18 protein-coding genes and 1 pseudogene are annotated in these 17,635 nt (G+C 68.7%); 2 read left to right on the forward strand and 17 right to left on the reverse strand.

From position 1 onward, the window contains the following. Window positions 1-116 precede the first annotated feature (116 nt). Entirely contained in the window at window positions 117-1,097 is a 981-nt protein-coding gene (locus tag QE392_RS15585; RefSeq protein WP_307453355.1) for an asparaginase, read from the forward strand. A gap of 13 nt (window positions 1,098-1,110) precedes the next feature. On the opposite strand, the gene QE392_RS15590 is transcribed toward QE392_RS15585, so the two are convergent. From QE392_RS15590 to prmC, 17 genes and pseudogenes are all read right to left on the reverse strand, one after another. After that, window positions 1,111-2,643, reverse strand: a complete 1,533-nt coding sequence (locus QE392_RS15590) for an APC family permease (protein ID WP_307453357.1) — start codon at window positions 2,641-2,643, stop codon at window positions 1,111-1,113. Window positions 2,644-2,707: 64 nt separating this feature from the next. Beyond that, window positions 2,708-3,481, reverse strand: a complete 774-nt coding sequence (locus QE392_RS15595; protein ID WP_307453359.1) for a PP2C family protein-serine/threonine phosphatase — start codon at window positions 3,479-3,481, stop codon at window positions 2,708-2,710. Between the two features lie 118 nt (window positions 3,482-3,599). Next, window positions 3,600-4,580, reverse strand: coding sequence for an aldo/keto reductase (locus QE392_RS15600; RefSeq protein WP_307453362.1), 981 nt, complete (start codon window positions 4,578-4,580; stop codon window positions 3,600-3,602). 89 nt (window positions 4,581-4,669) lie between these two features. Next, on the reverse strand, window positions 4,670-5,320 hold the full coding sequence (locus QE392_RS15605; protein WP_307453364.1) for a large exoprotein: 651 nt from the start codon (window positions 5,318-5,320) through the stop codon (window positions 4,670-4,672). A gap of 96 nt (window positions 5,321-5,416) precedes the next feature. After that, window positions 5,417-6,169, reverse strand: a complete 753-nt coding sequence (locus QE392_RS15610; RefSeq protein ID WP_307453366.1) for a YaaA family protein — start codon at window positions 6,167-6,169, stop codon at window positions 5,417-5,419. A gap of 68 nt (window positions 6,170-6,237) precedes the next feature. Further along, window positions 6,238-6,498: a F0F1 ATP synthase subunit epsilon gene (locus QE392_RS15615; protein ID WP_307453369.1), complete on the reverse strand. Its 261-nt coding sequence runs from the start codon at window positions 6,496-6,498 to the stop codon at window positions 6,238-6,240. A 1-nt stretch (window position 6,499) separates the two neighbouring features. Further along, a pseudogene (gene atpD / locus QE392_RS15620) lies at window positions 6,500-7,949 on the reverse strand (F0F1 ATP synthase subunit beta). 22 nt (window positions 7,950-7,971) lie between these two features. Beyond that, window positions 7,972-8,871 carry a F0F1 ATP synthase subunit gamma gene (locus QE392_RS15625; protein WP_307453370.1) on the reverse strand — a complete coding sequence of 300 codons (900 nt, stop codon included), beginning with the start codon at window positions 8,869-8,871 and terminating at the stop codon, window positions 7,972-7,974. Window positions 8,872-8,897: 26 nt separating this feature from the next. Next, window positions 8,898-10,529 carry a F0F1 ATP synthase subunit alpha gene (gene atpA, locus QE392_RS15630; protein ID WP_307453372.1) on the reverse strand — a complete coding sequence of 544 codons (1,632 nt, stop codon included), beginning with the start codon at window positions 10,527-10,529 and terminating at the stop codon, window positions 8,898-8,900. 63 nt (window positions 10,530-10,592) lie between these two features. Further along, window positions 10,593-11,381, reverse strand: a complete 789-nt coding sequence (locus tag QE392_RS15635; RefSeq protein ID WP_307453374.1) for a F0F1 ATP synthase subunit delta — start codon at window positions 11,379-11,381, stop codon at window positions 10,593-10,595. Beyond that, window positions 11,381-11,941, reverse strand: coding sequence for a F0F1 ATP synthase subunit B (locus tag QE392_RS15640; protein WP_307453376.1), 561 nt, complete (start codon window positions 11,939-11,941; stop codon window positions 11,381-11,383). Before QE392_RS15640 ends, QE392_RS15635 begins: the two co-directional genes overlap by 1 nt. 34 nt (window positions 11,942-11,975) lie before the next feature. Continuing rightward, on the reverse strand, window positions 11,976-12,209 hold the full coding sequence (atpE, locus tag QE392_RS15645) for a F0F1 ATP synthase subunit C (protein ID WP_043360904.1): 234 nt from the start codon (window positions 12,207-12,209) through the stop codon (window positions 11,976-11,978). 44 nt (window positions 12,210-12,253) lie between these two features. Then, complete coding sequence (gene atpB / locus QE392_RS15650) at window positions 12,254-13,066, reverse strand: F0F1 ATP synthase subunit A (RefSeq protein ID WP_373426508.1); 813 nt, start codon at window positions 13,064-13,066, stop codon at window positions 12,254-12,256. Between the two features lie 213 nt (window positions 13,067-13,279). Beyond that, on the reverse strand, window positions 13,280-13,768 hold the full coding sequence (locus QE392_RS15655; protein ID WP_307453378.1) for a hypothetical protein: 489 nt from the start codon (window positions 13,766-13,768) through the stop codon (window positions 13,280-13,282). Further along, window positions 13,765-14,940, reverse strand: a complete 1,176-nt coding sequence (locus tag QE392_RS15660) for an MraY family glycosyltransferase (RefSeq protein ID WP_307453381.1) — start codon at window positions 14,938-14,940, stop codon at window positions 13,765-13,767. The genes QE392_RS15655 and QE392_RS15660 overlap by 4 nt, the downstream gene beginning before the upstream one ends. Continuing rightward, on the reverse strand, window positions 14,937-15,665 hold the full coding sequence (locus tag QE392_RS15665; RefSeq protein WP_307453383.1) for an L-threonylcarbamoyladenylate synthase: 729 nt from the start codon (window positions 15,663-15,665) through the stop codon (window positions 14,937-14,939). Before QE392_RS15665 ends, QE392_RS15660 begins: the two co-directional genes overlap by 4 nt. 39 nt (window positions 15,666-15,704) lie before the next feature. Beyond that, window positions 15,705-16,595 carry a peptide chain release factor N(5)-glutamine methyltransferase gene (gene prmC / locus QE392_RS15670; RefSeq protein ID WP_307453385.1) on the reverse strand — a complete coding sequence of 297 codons (891 nt, stop codon included), beginning with the start codon at window positions 16,593-16,595 and terminating at the stop codon, window positions 15,705-15,707. A gap of 100 nt (window positions 16,596-16,695) precedes the next feature. Between prmC and cysK the strand changes: the two genes are divergently transcribed. Continuing rightward, window positions 16,696-17,634: a cysteine synthase A gene (cysK, locus tag QE392_RS15675; protein WP_307453388.1), complete on the forward strand. Its 939-nt coding sequence runs from the start codon at window positions 16,696-16,698 to the stop codon at window positions 17,632-17,634. Window position 17,635 lies beyond the last annotated feature (1 nt).

Here is a 17,635-nt window from a genome sequence, read left to right on the forward strand (position 1 = left end):
GCCGCGCGAGTCGCCAGGATGTGTCGCTTCGACGCCGCTCCCGGCGACAGATCCTGGCGACTCACGCGGGGAGGCGGGCCCCGTCGGGCGGCGAGGTGCCGGGATACGATGGAGGGATGCCGACGCCCCCCGCCTTCGCTGAACTCGCCGTCGTCGATCGCAACGGGTTCGTGGAGTCACGGCACCACGGCGTGGCGGTGGTGCTCGCCCCCGACGGGTCGGAGAAGCTCTCCCTCGGCGACCCGACCGCACCTTTCCTCCCCCGCTCGAGCATGAAGCCGCTGCAGGCGCTCGCGTGCCTGTCGGCCGGCGTCGACCTCGCCGACGAGCGACTGGCGATCTCGATGGCGAGCCACTGCGGCACCGACCGGCACGCCGAGGTGGCCCGGGGCATGCTGCAGTCGGCGGGCCTCACCGAAGACGACCTGGGCTGCCCGGCCGCGTGGCCGTCCGACCAGGCATCGCGCGACGAGCTCGTACGCGATCACGGCGGTCCCTCGCCGCTGCGGATGAACTGCTCCGGAAAGCACGCCGCCATGCTTCTGACGTGCGTCGCGAACGGGTGGCCGACCGCGAACTACCTCGACGCGCAGCACCCGCTGCAGGTGCACATCCGCGAGGTGATCGAGCGGCTCGTGGGCGAGCGCCTGACCACCACGGCGATCGACGGGTGCGGCGCCCCCGTCTACGCGATGAGCCTCGTGGGCCTCGCCCGTGCCATCCAGCGCATCGCGACGTCATCCGAGCGGTCTCCCTTCGCGCTGCACCGCAGCGCCGGAACCCTCGTGCGCGCCGTCAAAGACCACGCGTGGACGATCGACGGTCCCGGTCGCCCCGACACGGTCGTCATCGATCATCTCGGTGTCTTCAGCAAGATGGGCGCCGAGGGCGTCCAGGTGATGACGGCCCCCGACGGCACCACGGTCGCGCTGAAGATGCTCGACGGGTCCAACCGCGCCGGCCACGTGGTGGCGCTGCGCCTGCTCGAGCGCGCGGGCGCCCTCACCCCCGAGGCCGTGGCCGACACGGTGGCGCATCTGCCGTTGTCGGTGCTCGGCGGCGGTGCCGAGGTCGGCGCGATCCGCGCCGCCGTCTGACGGCGGCCGGGCGTCAGATGCCGCCGTCCACCGAGCGCGGGTAGGTCACCGGCTCGTCGGGGACGAGCACCTCGGTGTCGCGGTTCAGGCTCTCACCACGGAAGAACGGCTTCGAATCGGGCACCGCGAACCAGATGAGCATGAGCACGACGCCGACCGCGAGAGCTCCGATCCCCATCACGAAGGTCCCCCCGATCCCGAACAGCACGGTGTAGCCGTACTCCGGGTCGTACATGTCGACGGCGGATTGCACGAACGCGAACGTCAGCATCAGCGCACCCAGCAGGGGAAGGATGCCGCGGTAGACGAGATTCGTCGCCGATGAGAACAGCTGCCGTCGGTAGTACCACACGCACGCGTAACCGGTCAGGGCGTAATAGAACGCGATCGCCAGCCCCAGGGACAGGATCGAGTCCTGGAGGATGTTGTCGCTGATGAGGGTCATCCCGACGTAGTACACGCTGGCGACGACGCCCATGACGAGCGTCGAGAAGGACGGCGTCCGGTAGCGCGGATGCACGGAGCGGAAGCGGGCGGGCAGGGCCTTGTACGCGGCCATCGCGAGGGTCCCGCGGGCCGTGGGAAGGATGGTGGTCTGCGTCGACGACACCGCCGAGATCAGCACGGCGACGATCAGCACCCACCCGAAGGGGCCGAAGAGGCCGTCCTTCAGCGCCAGGAACACGTCGTCGGCGTTGTCGGGGTTGGCGAGCCCCGCCCCGTCCTCCCCGACCCCCGCGTACATCATCGCGGCCACGGTCACGGTGACGTAGGTCCCGAGCAGGATGACGGTCGTGAGGAGCGCTGCACGGCCGGGGATGCGTTGAGGATCCTTCGTCTCCTCGTTCAGCGCGAGACAGGTGTCCCAGCCCCAGTAGATGAAAAGTGCCAGCAGCACCGCTTCGGTGAAGCCGCCGAAGTCGGTGAAGCCGAACGGGTTGAACCATGCGATGTCGAAGGGTGTGGGGTTCGGCGCGCTGCCGTCGAAGAACTTCCACAGCGCCAACACCACGAACAACCCCAGCACGATGTACTGCACGGCGAGCAGGATGTTCTGGATGCGCTCGCCGATCTCCACGCCGCGGTAACTGACGAAGGTCATGGCTGCGATGAACGCGACACCGGTCGCGGTGACCAGGGGGACGTTCTCTGCCAGCGATCCGTCTCCGATCAGCGACCACAGGTAGATGCCGGCGATCTGCGACAGGTTCGCCAGCACGACCATGCCGGCCACGGCCACGCCCCATCCGCCCATCCACCCGATCCAGGGGCCGAAGGCCTTCGTGCTCCATGTGAACGTCGTGCCGCAGTCGGGTACGGCGTTGTTCAGCTCGCGGTAGGCGAACGCGATGAACAGCATCGGGATGAAGGCGATGATGAAGGCGATGGGGGCCGAGGCGCCTACGGCGAGCACGACGAAGCCGAGCGTGGCCACGAGCGAGTACACCGGGGCGGTGGATGCCAGACCGATCACGGTCGAGCCCCAGAGTCCGAGGGTGCCGGAGGCGAGGCCCTTGCCGGCCGTGCATTCGGGTGCAGCGGTCATGTGCCGAACGTAGGATCAGCGACCCGTTCGGGTCAAGCGACGGGCCCGGGCCGCGCGGTGGAGTTCAGCCGTCTCGACGCGTGACGTCGAGAACGACGATGGTGATGTTGTCACGCCCGCCGTTCTCGAGCGCCGCCGCCATCATCGCCTCGACGGCGGCGGCGGGGTCGGCGTTCGCCTCGAGGAAGTGGCGGATGCCGAAGTCGGTGAGCTCTTTCGTCAGCCCGTCCGAGCAGATGACGAAGCGGTCGCCGTCGAGCACATCCAGCCGCAGATAATCGGGCTTGACGCTGTCGCTGGGTCCGACGGCGCGGGTGATCACGTTGCCGTACGGGTGGTTCTCGGCCTCTTCGGGGCTGAGGCGGCCGGCGGCGATGAGTTCCTGCACGACGGAGTGGTCCGTCGTGACCTGCACGATCTCGCCGTCGCGCAGGAGGTAGACGCGGGAGTCGCCGATGTTGAGCGTCACCCAGTGGGGCTCTTCCGTCTGCGTCTCGAGGTAGACGCCGGTGAGCGTGGTCCCCGTGCCCTCGTCGGTCGTCTCGGGGTGCGCGACGATGTCTTTCACCGCGCGCGAGAGGGCCTTCTCGATGTTCTTCGTCGACACCGCGCCCCCGTCGACGACGGCGCGGAGACGGTCCACCGTGCTCGCGCTGGCGATCTCCCCGCCCAGGTGTCCGCCCATGCCGTCGGCGACGACGTAGAGCGGGAAGGCGGCGAGGACGGCGTCCTGGTTGACCTCGCGACGACGGCCGGTGTCGGTACCCGCCGCCCACGACAGCTCCAGCGTCGTCTGGCCCAGCGGAACGCTGCGCGTGTGGGTGGTCACCTCGGGCACGAATGATCCTCCGGTTGGCCGACGACTGCGCCGGCGGAAGCGCACGGCCCTGTCATCCTAGTAGACGCCCGCGCTCGACCCCGGACCGACCCGATGCGCGCCCCCACGGCATCCACCGTCATCCCGCCGCCGGGTCGAGGGGAAGGCCCAGGATGCCGTCGATCTCGGCGAGGTCCGCGGCGGTCGGGGCCCACGCGGAGGCCGCTGCCGCGTTCGCGCGCACCTGCTCGGCGCTGGTGGCACCGGCGATGACGCTCGAGACGACCGGGTTGGCCAGGAACCATCCGAACGTGGCCTCCAGCATGGTGATGCTCCGCTCGTCGCAGAACGCGCGGTAGCGCTCCAGAGCGTCCCAGGGGGCGTCACGCCACAGATGCGGGCGCTGGCGCATGATGCGACTGCTTTCGGGTCCGCCGTCGCGGGAGAACTTGCCCGTCAGGAGTCCGTTGTGCAGCGGGAAGAACGGCAGGAAGCCGAGCCCGAAATGCGCCGCGGCCGGCAGCACCTCGCGCTCTGCGGCGCGCGCGAGGAGACTGTACTGGTTCTGCGCAGAGACGAAGCGCACGCCCGTCGCCGCCGCGTCGGCCTCGGCGATCTGCCAGCCCGAGAAGTTCGAGTGCCCGATATAGCGCACCTTCCCCTCGCGCACCAGGTCGCCGAGTGCGTCGAGCGTCTCGTCGATCGGAGTCGAGGGGTCGGGCGTGTGCAACTGGTAGAGGTCGATCCAGTCCGTGCGGAGACGCCGGAGGGAGTCCTCCACCGCACGGCGCACGTGGGCGCGCGATCCCTTGGCACCACCGGGGAGCGCGGGCGCAAGATCGGCGTGACCGAATTTCGTCGCCAGCACCACCTCGTCGCGCCGGCCGGCCAAGGCCTCCCCCATCAACGTCTCCGACAGACCGAACGACCGGCCGTAGATGTCGGCGGTGTCGAGGAAGGTGACGCCGGCGTCGAGGGCCGCATCGAGCACCGCGCGGGTGCCGTCGAGCGTCTCGGTGGCGGTACCCGCCCGACCGAAGTTGTTGCAGCCGAGCCCGACCGCGGAGACACGCAGACCGGAGCGGCCCACCGGACGGAGAGGAATCGGTGAGGGCGTCATCCCCCCACGCTATCCCCCGCAGATGCCGCGCGGTCCGCGGCCACCACCGACGGGGGCCTCCCGCGACTCGCGGATGGCCCCTGCCGACATCAGTACTGCGGCGGTGCGGGAGGAGGCGTGTGGCCGGGAGGCGGCGGCGTCGGGCCCGCCGCGGGCGGAGCCGCGGGTCCGTCGTACCCGGGTCCGCTGGGGCCGGAGCCCGTGACCTGCTGACCCGGCTGCACGGGGACACCGTCCCACACCGTCTTGTCCGCGGCGATCGTGCCCGCCCACGGAGCGGGGGCGATGGCGGGGTTCCAGCGCGACGACCCGAAAGCGAGGATGCCGAGCCAGATGAGGGTTCCGACGACCGGGATGAGCCACAGCAGCAGGAGCGGCCAATCCTTTCCGAGCTTCAGGCCCACCCGCCAGGCCACGACGACGCTGGCCGCGATGGCGACGAGGCCGAAGATGAAACCGATGAACGGGATGCCGCTCAGCACGCTGGCACCGATGACCACGATGAGGTACGCCCAGGGCGACACATCACCGAGCTTCACGAAGACGAGCGTGTTGTAGATCGGAACCCAGGCTCGCCACTTCCCCTGCACGCCCGCCTTCTCGAAGATCTTCATGAGGAAGAACGACGAGACGATGTAGCCCCCGAAGATGCTGAGGAGGATGACGGGCAGCAGGAAGATCAGGAAGGCGAGGGCGGCCAGCCCGCTTCCGTCGTCGTAGGTGTAAGACGAATCACTCATGGGGATTCCTTTCGAGCGAGTGCGCGGAGCGTCCGTGCGCAGCGTGCGCCATCATGCTACCGATGCTGTGAGAATCCTGACAGCAGCACGCATTCTTCACCTCGCGAAGAGGTTGATTTCATCCCCGTCGCCGCCGGTCACGCTCCATCCCGCCGACAGTGCCCAGGACCGGAGGCCGGCGGCATCCTCGATCGTCGGGCGATCCGCGGCCAGCGCGCGCACGAACTCCCCCTTCGTGTGCTTGTTGAAGTGATTGAGCGCCCGGACGGCACCCCCGTCGCTTTCCGACACGACGCGCACATAAGCAGACGGAACGTGTCCCGGGATCGGACCGAGAGCCGCGTAGGCCTCGGACCGCAGGTCGAGGACGAAAGCCGGCGCGGCGGCCGCGAGGGCGTCGTGCACCGCGTCGGCCCAGACGCGACGCAGCGCGGGCGCGCCCGGCAGGGAGGTCCCCGCTGCCAACCGGTATGCGGGAATCCGATCCAGCGCGCCGACGGGACCGAAGGGCGCCGAGTGGATCAGCACGTGCGCACCCAGCCATGATCTGGCCGCGGCGTCGAGGGACCTGGCATCCAGCGCGTCGAAGAGGACGCCGGTGTATCGGTCCATGGCCGGCATCGTCGGGGCCGACCGGATCGCGGCGTTGTCGTCGATCTCGTGGCGGCGCTTGGCGCTGAGCTTCAGCACGCGCGCGGCCGTCTCCACATCGGCCGACAGGGCGATGAGCGCGTCGACGACGGTGTCGCGCGGGCCGCGGAGCGACGGCAGGGCCATCGCGCCCAGATCGAGGGGGGCGCCGTCACCGCCTGGACGTTTCGTCTCGGACGGGGGAAGCAGGATGAGCATTCGGCCTCCGGGAAAGAGCGACGCGCGCCGCCCGGCGAACCGGGCGACGCGCGTCAGCGGTGAGGACGTCAGGAGACGAGGGCAGCGTTTCCTGCGACGATCGTGAGTTCGTCATTGGCCATCGACAGGAACCCGTCCTCGGCGCTGGCCAGGATCTTCGAGCCATCGGCGCGGGTGATGCGCACCTCGCCCTGGGACAGGATGGCCAGCACCGGCTCGTGGCCCTGCATGAAACCGATCTCGCCCTCGACCGTCTTGGCGACGACGAGCGATGCCTCACCCGTCCACACCTCGGCGTCGGCCGACACCAGGCTCACGCGAAGCGCCATCTCAGCCGTTCTCCTTCTGGATCTGCGCCCACTTGGCCTCGACGTCGGAGATGCCACCGACGTTGAAGAAGGCCTGCTCGGCCACGTGGTCGAAGTCACCCTTGACGATCGCGTCGAACGACTCGATGGTCTCCTTGATCGGGACCGTGGAGCCCTCCACGCCGGTGAACTTCTTCGCCATGTAGGTGTTCTGCGAGAGGAACTGCTGGATGCGGCGTGCACGCGACACGACGATCTTGTCTTCCTCGGAGAGCTCGTCGACACCGAGGATCGCGATGATCTCCTGCAGTTCCTTGTTCTTCTGCAGGATCTGCTTCACGGCGGTGGCCACGCGGTAGTGGTCGGCACCGATGTAGCGGGGGTCGAGGATGCGGCTCGTCGAGGTGAGCGGGTCGATCGCGGGGTACAGACCCTTCGACGCGATCTCACGCGAGAGCTCGGTGGTGGCGTCGAGGTGGGCGAACGTCGTCGCCGGGGCCGGGTCGGTGTAGTCGTCGGCGGGGACGTAGATCGCCTGGAGCGACGTGATCGAGTGGGCCTCGCGTCGAGGTGATGCGCTCCTGGAGCACACCCATCTCGTCGGCGAGGTTCGGCTGGTAACCCACGGCGGAGGGCATGCGACCGAGCAGCGTCGACACCTCGGAACCGGCCTGCGTGAAGCGGAAGATGTTGTCGATGAACAACAGCACGTCCTGCTTCTGCACGTCGCGGAAGTACTCCGCCATCGTCAGGGCCGACAGTGCCACGCGAAGACGCGTCCCCGGCGGTTCGTCCATCTGGCCGAACACGAGGGCGGTCTTGTCGAAGACGCCCGCCTCTTCCATCTCACCGATGAGGTCGTTGCCCTCACGGGTGCGCTCGCCGACACCGGCGAACACCGACACACCACCGTGGTCCTGCGCGACGCGCTGGATCATCTCCTGGATGAGGACGGTCTTGCCGACACCGGCGCCACCGAACAGACCGATCTTTCCACCCTGCACGTAGGGGGTCAGGAGGTCGATGGACTTGATGCCGGTCTCGAACATCTCGGTCTTGGACTCGAGCTGGTCGAAGCTCGGGGCCTTGCGGTGGATGCCCCAGCGCTCGGTCACCTCGATCTGCTCGCCGGGTGCGGCGTTGAGCACGTCGCCGGTCACGTTGAAGACCTTGCCCTTGGTGACGTCGCCGACGGGCACCGAGATCGGGCCACCGGTGTCGCGCACCTCCTGGCCGCGCACGACGCCGTCGGTGGGCTTGAGGGCGATGGCGCGAACCAGGTCGTCACCCAGGTGCTGCGCGACCTCGAGCACGAGCTCGCTCGACTCGTCACCGATGGTGATCGTGGTCGTGAGCGCGTTGTAGATCTCGGGGATCGCGTCGTGCGGGAACTCGATGTCGACGACCGGCCCGGTGACGCGCGCGACGCGTCCGACGACGGCCGCGTCGGTCTTCTCGGCGGTGAGGCTCATGGCTTCTTCTCTCCTTGGGAACTTACTTGCCGGATGACAGGGCATCGGCGCCGCCGACGATCTCGGCGATCTGCTGCGTGATCTCCGCCTGGCGTGCGTTGTTGCGCAGACGGGTGTAGTCGGTGATGAGCTTGTCGGCGTTGTCGCTGGCCGACTTCATGGCCTTCTGGGTCGCGGCGTGCTTCGCGGCCGACGACTGCAGGAGGGCGTTGAAGATCCGGCTCTGGACGTACGTCGGCAGAAGCGCGTCGAGCACGGTCTCGGCGTCCGGCTCGAACTCGTACAGCGGGTAGACCTCGGACTGCGCGGGAGACGCGTCGGCCTCGATCACCTCGAGCGGGAGCAGTCGCACCGATTCAGGCGACTGGGTCATCATGCTGACGAAGCGGTTGTAGACGAGGTGGATCTCGTCGACGCCCTCGTTCTCGCCGCCGGCACGATAGGCCTCGAGCACGGCATCCGAGATCTCCTCCGCCGTCGAGAACTGCGGCGTGTCGGTGTCGCCGACCCACTGCGCAACGCTCGGCATGCGCCGGAACTGGAAGTAGCCCACGGCCTTGCGGCCGACCAGGTAGAACACGACCTCTTTGCCCTGCGACCGCAGCAGCTCGGCCAGCTCCAGACCCTCGCGGAGGATCTGGGAGTTGAACGCGCCGGCGAGGCCGCGGTCGGAGGTGAAGATGACCAGGGCGGAGCGACGGATGTTCTCACGCTCCGTCGTCAGCGGGTGGTCGACCGTGGAGTAGGTGGCCACCGCGGAGACGGCGTTCGTGACGGCCCGCGCGAAGGGCGATGCCGCGCGCACACGCGCCATCGCCTTCTGGATGCGCGAGGCCGCGATGAGCTCCATCGCCTTCGTGATCTTCTTGGTCGTCTGAGCAGAACTGATCTTCTGCTTGTAGACCCGTAGTTGTGCGCCCATGATTTACGTTCTCGTGTCGTCGCTTGTCAGCGACGGCCCTTGACGATCCGCTCCTGGTTGACGTCTTCCGCCTCGGCGGCGTCGACCTTCTCGGCGCCGACGACGCCCTGGTCCTTGCCGGGCTGGAATTCCTTGGTGAACGCGTCGATCTTCTGCTCGAGCTCCGCGACGGTGTCGTCACCGAGCACGTTGGTCTCGCGCAGCGTGTCGAGCACGGTCGAGTTGCGACGGAGGTAGTCGAGCAGCTCGCGCTCGAAGCGCAGGATGTCGGACACCTCGATCGTGTCGAGCTTTCCGTTCGTGCCGGCCCAGATCGAGACGACCTGCTCCTCGACGGGGTACGGCGAGTACTGCGGCTGCTTGAGCAGCTCGGTCAGGCGGGCACCACGGGCGAGCTGACGACGCGAGGCCGCGTCGAGGTCGCTCGCGAACATCGCGAACGCCTCGAGGGAGCGGTACTGGGCGAGCTCGAGCTTGAGCGTTCCCGAGACCTTCTTGATCGACTTGACCTGGGCGTCGCCACCCACGCGCGAGACCGAGATACCCACGTCGACCGCGGGACGCTGGTTGGCGTTGAAGAGGTCGGACTGCAGGAAGATCTGGCCGTCGGTGATCGAGATCACGTTGGTCGGGATGTACGCCGAGACGTCGTTGGCCTTGGTCTCGATGATCGGGAGGCCCGTCATGGAACCAGCGCCGAGCTCGTCGGACAGCTTCGCGCAGCGCTCGAGCAGACGCGAGTGCAGGTAGAAGACGTCGCCGGGGTACGCCTCGCGGCCCGGCGGGCGACGGAGGAGGAGCGACACGGCGCGGTAGGCCTCGGCCTGCTTCGACAGGTCGTCGAAGATGATCAGCACGTGCTTGCCGCCGTACATCCAGTGCTGGCCGATGGCGGAGCCGGTGTACGGGGCGAGGTACTTGAAGCCGGCGGGGTCGGAGGCGGGAGCGGCGACGATGGTGGTGTACTCCATCGCACCGGCGTCTTCGAGGGCGCCCTTCACCGAGGCGATGGTCGAGCCCTTCTGGCCGATCGCGACGTAGATGCAGCGCACCTGCTTGTTGACGTCGCCGGACTCCCAGTTGGCCTTCTGGTTGATGATCGTGTCGATCGCGATGGCCGTCTTACCGGTCTGGCGGTCGCCGATGATGAGCTGGCGCTGGCCGCGACCCACGGGGATCATGGCGTCGATCGCCTTGATGCCGGTCTGGAGGGGCTCGTGCACGCTCTTGCGCTGCATGACGCCCGGAGCCTGGAGCTCGAGGGCACGACGACCCTCGGTCGCGATCTCGCCGAGGCCGTCGATCGGGTTTCCGAGGGGGTCGACGACGCGACCGAGGTAGCCGTCACCGACACCGACCGAGAGCACCTCGCCCGTACGGGTGACGCTCTGGCCCTCTTCGATGCCGGAGAACTCGCCGAGCACGACGACACCGACCTCGTTCTCGTCGAGGTTCTGGGCCAGACCCAGCGTGCCGTCCGCGAAGCGGATGAGCTCGTTGGCCATGACGCCCGGAAGGCCCTCGACGTGCGCGATGCCATCGGCCGCGTCGACGACGGCGCCGACCTCGGTCGCCGCAGCGCCGGTGGGCTCGTAGGCGGTGACGAAGTCCTTCAGCGCGTCACGAATGACGTCGGGGCTGATAGAGAGATCTGCCATTGTCTTCCTTCGTTCGTGGGGCTGCGAGGCCCCCAGATCCACGCCCGTTCGGGCGGAAAGTCTTCAGCCTGCGATCCGCTGGCGGAGGTCGGCGAGGCGTGCGGACACGCTCGCGTCGATGACGTCGTCGGCGACCTGCACGCGCAGTCCGCCGAGCACCGTCGGGTCGATCACGGTGTTCAGCGTGACAGCCGATCCATACCGTGCGCTGAGAGCGTTCTGCAGACGGGTCTGCTGATCTTCGCTCAGCGGTGCCGCGGCGGAGACCGTGGCGACGATGCGTGCACGCTGGTCGGCGACGAGACGCTCGGCGCGGCGGAGCAGCGCACGAACGCGACGCCCGCGGGCGTGCTCTACGAGCGAGGACACGATCAGCGCCGTGCCGGCGCTCGCACGACCGTCGAGGAGCGTCGAGACCAGGGTGCCCTTCGCCGAGGCGCCGCCCATGCGTCCGCCGAGCGCGAGCTCGAGCTCGCCGTTGGAGGCCACGGTGCGCGAGAACGAGAACAGTTCGGACTCGATGTCGCCGGGCTCGGCGACCGCGGTGGCGCGGATCGCGAGCTCTTCGAGGCCTTCGACGAACTCGGCGGCGCTGGACCAGCGCTGCCGTGCGGCGTCGCTGAGCAGGCTCACGGTGACGGGGCTGTAGGAGGCACCGAAAACCGCCGACACCAGTCCGGCACGAGCGTCGGCGGGCACCGACGAGTCGGACAGCGCGCCGCTCAGCTGCGACGATCCGCTCACGGCGGCGACGGCCGCGAACAGCTCGCGTGCGACGTCGAGATCGACACCGGACGTGGAGGCGAGGGCCTCCGACGTCGCGGTCCGGGCCTGAGTGGTCGCGCTGCCCATTACTTGGCCGCCTTCTCGGAGGCCTCGAGCTCGGCGAGGAAGCGGTCGACCACGGCGTTCGCACGCGCGTCGTCCGTCAGGGTCTCGCCGATGACGTTGCCGGCGAGGTCGACCGCGAGGGTACCGACCTCGGAGCGCAGCTGGACGAGAGCCGTCTGACGCTCGGCCTCGATCTGGGCGTGCGCGCCGGCGGTGATGCGCGCGGCCTCGGCCGCCGCGGTCTCCTTGGCCTCGGCGACGATCTTGCGACCGTCCTGGGTCGCGGACTCGCGGATCTCACCGGCTTCGCGGCGCGCCTCGGCGAGCTGCGCGGTGTACTCCTCGAGAGCGGCCTCGGCCTGTCGCTGGGCCTCGTCGGCCTTGGCGATGTTGCCCTCGATGGCAGCACTGCGCTCGTCGAGCAGCTTCGCCATGCGCGGCAGGGCGACGCGCCACACCACGACGGCGATGATGACGAAGCACACCGCCGACCAGATGATGTCGTACGCGGCAGGCAGGAGCGGGTTGTGCGCTTCCTCGCCCGCGGGCTCCGCGGCGAGTGTGACAAGAGCGTTCAGCATCCTGTCTCCTTACAGTGAGTCGAGAGCGGCCGGATCAGGTGAAGATGAAGCCGGTCGCGATACCGATGAAGGCGAGCGCCTCGGTGAAGGCGATACCGATGAACATCAGAACCTGCAGGCGGCCCGCGAGCTCGGGCTGACGGGCGACACCCTCGATCGTCTTGCCGACGACGATACCCACGCCGATGGCGGGGCCGATGGCCGCGAGGCCGTAACCGATCGTCGCGACGTTACCGGTGACCTGGGCGAGAACCGTAGTTGCGTCCACGGGTTTTTTCCTTTCGTTGGGTGGCTCGGCGTGCGCCGGGCCGCTCAGTGCTCTTCTGCGACCGCGAGCTGGATGTAGACCGCGGTGAGGATCGCGAAGACGTACGCCTGGAGGAAGGCGACGAAGATTTCGAACAGGGTGAAGGCGAGACCGAAGGCGAGGGATCCGGCGCCGAGGGCCGTCCACCATCCGCCGAGACCGATCACGAAGAACTGCGTCGCCGAGAAGAACAGCACCAGCATGAGGTGGCCGACGACCATGTTCATCAGCAGACGCAGCGTCAGCGTGACGGGGCGGATGATGAAGGTCGAGAGGAACTCGAGCGGGACGATGATGATGTACAGCGGCCACGGAACGCCCGAGGGAAGCAGGGCATTCTTGAAGAACCCGCCCGGGCTCTTCTTGATGCCGGCGTAGATGAACGTGACGTAGGCGACGATCGCGAGGAGCATCGGTACGGCGATGACGCTGGTACCGGCGATGTTCAGGAACGGGATGACGCCCGTGATGTTCATGAACAGCACCATGAAGAAGATCGTGGTGAGGATCGGCAGGAAGCGCTTGCCGTCCTTGCGGCCGAGGATGTCTTCCGCGATGTTGACGCGGACGAAGTCCAGACCCATCTCCGCGACGCTCTGGAAGCGACCGGGGACCACCTTCATGCGGCGCGTGCCGAGCACGAGGAAGAGGACGAGTGCCAGCGTCGCCAGCATCTGCGTGAGGTTGATTCGCGTGATCGCGAAGATCGTGCCCTCGAAAAGCACCGCGTCGGGGAAGAACTCCGAGATGGACGGCGGGTGGAACTCCGCACCCGCGGACGCGAAGTTCGTGATCAGGGTCGCAGCTTGAGTAGTCAGCGCTGGCTCCAGCTTCGGGGCATCGGTGTGAACCGTTGCGACGATGGTCGGTGATCGTACCCGAAATGCAGACCTGGAGAAGGTTCCTATCGCGGGTGGGTACTTATGTCACCCTATCAAACTCCCAGGCTGTCCATGTGTCCGGCGGCGCGATCGTTTCGCCGCCGGACTAACCCGTCGTGGCGGACCCGCGAGTGGGCTATGCGCCCCGGCTCACGCCCGCCGGTCGCCCGCGTCGGGGTCGGTCGGGAGCGTCACGTCGCTCGCGCTGGGGATGCGCATGCGCATGAGCACCACCACGTCGACCGCCAGCGAGGCCAGCACGCTGACGACGAGCGCGACGTAGAAGACGACGAGATCGACCCAGTCCTGCCCCCGGAGCACGGCGATCGCCACGATGAACAGGATGAGCTTGAGCAACCAGCCGCCGAGCACGATGCCGAAGAAGATCGGGACGTAGAGCGGATCCCCGAACCAGCGGTTGGCCACCAGGATGCTGATCGCCGTCACGGCGAGGAAGGCGGCGCTCACTGCCACTCCCGCCAGGGCGCTTCCGAGGCCGGGCGCCTCCCCCACCGCGAAGCCGACGACGGCGCCCACCAGCAGGAGGGCGGCGGTGACGATCCCTCCCCAGACGAGAGCGGTGCGCAGCACCGGCGTACTCGAGAGAGGGCGGCGGGAGTCGGGCGTGATGCTGCTCATGTGGGGTTCTCCGGTCGGGTCGGTCGAACACGACGGGTCAACCGCCGCAGACGGTGCTGAGAGGGGAGGAGGGTCAGGACGGCGCACGCGGCGACTCCGGTCAGGCCGAAGAGGACGCCGATCGCGTAGTCCCCGGGCCAGCTCTGCTGGGTGCCGATGTACATCAGCAGGAAGGCGAGGCTGACGACGGCCGTCCAGCTGTAGAAGATGAGCACCGCGTCGCGGTCGGTGTGCCCCATGTCGAGCATGCGGTGATGCAGGTGCTTGCGGTCGGGAGAGAACGGCGAGCGACCGGCCCACTGTCGGCGCAGCACCGCCAGGCCGAAATCGAGGAGGGGAAGCAGCACGATGACGACGGGCAGGAGGATGGGGATGAACGCACCGAGGAGCTGCGAACGGCCGATCCGCTCCGGGTCGAGCACGGCGGGGTCGAGTTGTCCGGTGATGGCGATCGCCGAACTCGCCATGAGCAGCCCCAGCATGAGGGCGCCCGCGTCGCCCATGAAGAGCTTGGCCGGGGTCCAGTTCATGGGAAGGAACCCGAGACAGGCGCCGATGAGGACAGCGGCGATGAAGGAGGCGAGGTTGAAGTACGTGCTCGCCCCGGTGTCGCGTACCAGCAGGTACGAGTAGGCGAAGAAGACGCCGTTGGCGATGAGGCAGACGCCCGCGACGAGCCCGTTCAGGCCGTCGATGAAGTTGACCGCGTTCATGACCACGACCAGCGCGAACACGGTGAGCAGGAAGCTCACCCAGCTCGATCCGACGGTGAGCGCCCCGATGGGCAGCGACAGGATCTGCAATTGGCCGAACCAGGCAATCACCCCCGCGGCGATGAACTGGGCGCCGAGCTTGATCATCCAGTCGAGGTCCCACAGGTCGTCCGCCACGCCGACGAGCACGATGAGCAGCACCGCGCCGAGCAGCGAGAGGACGGGGACGGGATCGGCCCACAGGATCGCGAAGTAGGGGTTGCGACTCGACAGGGCGAAGGCCGCGACCACGCCGAGGAACATCGCGACGCCGCCCAGGCGCGGTGTGGGCGTCTCGTGCACGTCGCGGTCCCGGATGCCGGGATAGAGCTTGAAGCGCAGGGCGAGCTTCCACACCACCCACGACAGCGCGAGCGTCACCGCCGCCGTGAAGAGGATGATGAGGAGATACTGGGTCACGGACCCGGCGCCTCGGCATCCCGTGTCGACTCCGTCGAAGGGGAGACGGTGTCGTCGACCGGGTCCGGCTCGAGCAGATCGCCGAGCACCGCACGCAGGCGCTCGCGCGAGACGGCGCCCTCGCGGAGCACCCGCACCTGGGGTTCGGCGCCGCCGATGAGGGTCGTGGCATCCACGATCGTCGATGCGACGCCCGTCTCGCTGGGTCCGGCGTCGAGGTAGGCGGCCACGCTGTCGCGCAGCATGTCGCGCGCGGAGTCGATGTCGACGGCGGCGGGCATACCGGTCAGGTTGGCACTGGAGACGGCGAGCGGACCGGTCTCCTCGAGGAGCTCGAGCGTGAGCTTCTGAGCGGGCATGCGCACCGCGACCGTTCCGTGCGTGTCGCCGAGGTCCCACGACAGCGACGGCTGGGCCGGCAGGACGATCGTCAGGCCACCCGGCCAGAACTCGCGCACGAGATCGTCGACGGCGGCGGGGACCTCGGCGACCAGGGCGCGCAGGGTTCCCACCCCGGGAACGAGAACGGGAGGGGGCTGCTGGCGCCCCCGGCCCTTGGCTTCGAGGAGTCCCGCGACGGCGCGCGCGTTGAACGCGTCGGCGGCGATTCCGTAGACGGTGTCGGTGGGGAGCACGACGAGTTCGCCTCGGCCGATCGCCTGACGCGCGTGGCGCATCCCGGACAGCAGTTGCGACTCGTCACGGCAGTCGTAGACGGGTGACATGTCGCGCGCCAGTCTAGTCGGCCCGGTCGGGACGCGTGATCAGGGACGGACGGCGGTCGTCGCCCGGTCGCGCATCGTCAGGTCGGTGTGGGTGGCCGCCGAGCTCCACCCGTCCGCGGTCAGGATGTCGCGGATCGCCGCGCCCTGCCACTCCCCGTGTTCGATCACGATGGTGCCGCCGGAGTGAGCCAGGCGCAGGCCGACTTCGCTGAGCCGACGCACGGCGTCCAAGCCGTCGGGTCCGCCGTACAGCGCCGCCGGCGGGTCGTAGAGGCGCACCTCGGGATCGCGCGGGATCGCGTCGTCGGGGACGTACGGGGGGTTGGATGCCACGACCGACACCGCGCCGTCGAGCTCGGGGAACGCGACGGCGAGGTCGGCGAAAGCGAGCGTGAGGTTCTCCGCGCCGACGCGGGCGACGTTGAGCTTGGTCCAGATGAAGGCGTCGACGGAGTTCTCGGCGGCGAAGACCCGCGCGTGGGGCACCTCCGTCGCCATCGCCAGCGCGATCGCCCCGCTCCCGGTGCCCAGGTCCACGGCGATCGGGGAATCGGCTGCCACGGCGCGCAGGGCGTCGATCGCCAGCTGCGCCACCATCTCCGTCTCGGGCCGGGGCACGAAGACGCCCGGGCCCACCGCCAGCTCGAGCGAGCGGAACGGCGCCACGCCCGTCAGATGCTGGAGCGGCTCGCGCTGGCACCGCCGGTCCACGAGCGATGCGAGTGCCGCCACCGCGGCATCCGGGAAACCGTCCCCGCGGACGGCCGACGCCTGCACTCCCCCACGGGAGGTCTCGAGCACGTGGGCGATCAGCAGCTCGGCGTCGACCTGGGGGTCGGGAACGCCGGCGGCGCTGAACCGGCGGACCGTGTCGCGGACGATGTCGGCGACACGGGCGAGGGCAACAGGGGGCGAGGACGTCTCGGGCATGACGGAACGCCAGTCTAGTAGCGCAGCGTCATACAAGCGGGCGGTGTCGGAGGCCTCGCCTAGGATGATCGCGTTCTGATCGACGTTGAAAGGCGCCCCCATGCCCGGCATTCATCCCGACATCACCTCCGCGTTCGGCGACACCCCCCTGGTGCGGCTGAACCGCGTCGCAGAGGGCACCGAGGCGCAGATCCTGCTGAAGCTCGAGTTCTACAACCCGGCATCCAGCGTCAAGGACCGCCTGGGCATCGCGATCGTCGACGCCGCCGAGGCCTCGGGCGAGCTGAAGCCGGGCGGCACCCTCGTGGAGTCCACCAGCGGCAACACCGGTATCGCCCTCGCGATGGTCGGCGCCGCCCGCGGCTACAAGGTCATCCTGACCATGCCGGCCTCGATGTCGAAGGAGCGCCGTGTGCTGCTCAAGGCCTTCGGCGCCGAACTCGTGCTGACCGACCCCACCAAGGGCATGTCCCACGCCGTCGACGAGGCCAAGCGCATCGTCGCCGAGACCCCCGGCGCGGTGTGGGCCCGCCAATTCGAGAACGAGGCGAACCCGGCCATCCACCGTCGCACGACCGCCGAGGAGATCCTCCGCGACACCGACGGCAAGGTGGACTACTTCGTCGCGGGCATCGGCACCGGCGGCACCATCACGGGTGTCGGCCAGGTCCTGAAGGAGCGTGTGCCCGGCGTGCAGATCGTCGCCGTCGAGCCCGCCGACTCCCCCATCCTCACCAAGGGTCACCCCGGCCCCCACAAGATCCAGGGCATCGGCCCCAACTTCGTGCCCGCGATCCTCGACCGCGACATCCTCGACGAGGTCATCGACGTCGAGTTCGACGACGCCATCCGCCTCGCGCGCGAGACGGCCGCCAAGGACGGCATCCTCGTGGGCATGTCGTCGGGCGCGGCCATCTGGGCTGCTCTCGAGGTCGCCCGCCGTCCCGAGGCCGCGGGCAAGAACATCGTCGTGATCATCCCGTCCTACGGCGAGCGCTACCTGTCGACCGCCCTGTACGAGCACCTGCGCGAAGACTGAC

The sequence above is a fragment of the Microbacterium proteolyticum genome, from assembly GCF_030818075.1.
GTDB classification, from domain to species: domain Bacteria; phylum Actinomycetota; class Actinomycetes; order Actinomycetales; family Microbacteriaceae; genus Microbacterium; species Microbacterium proteolyticum_A.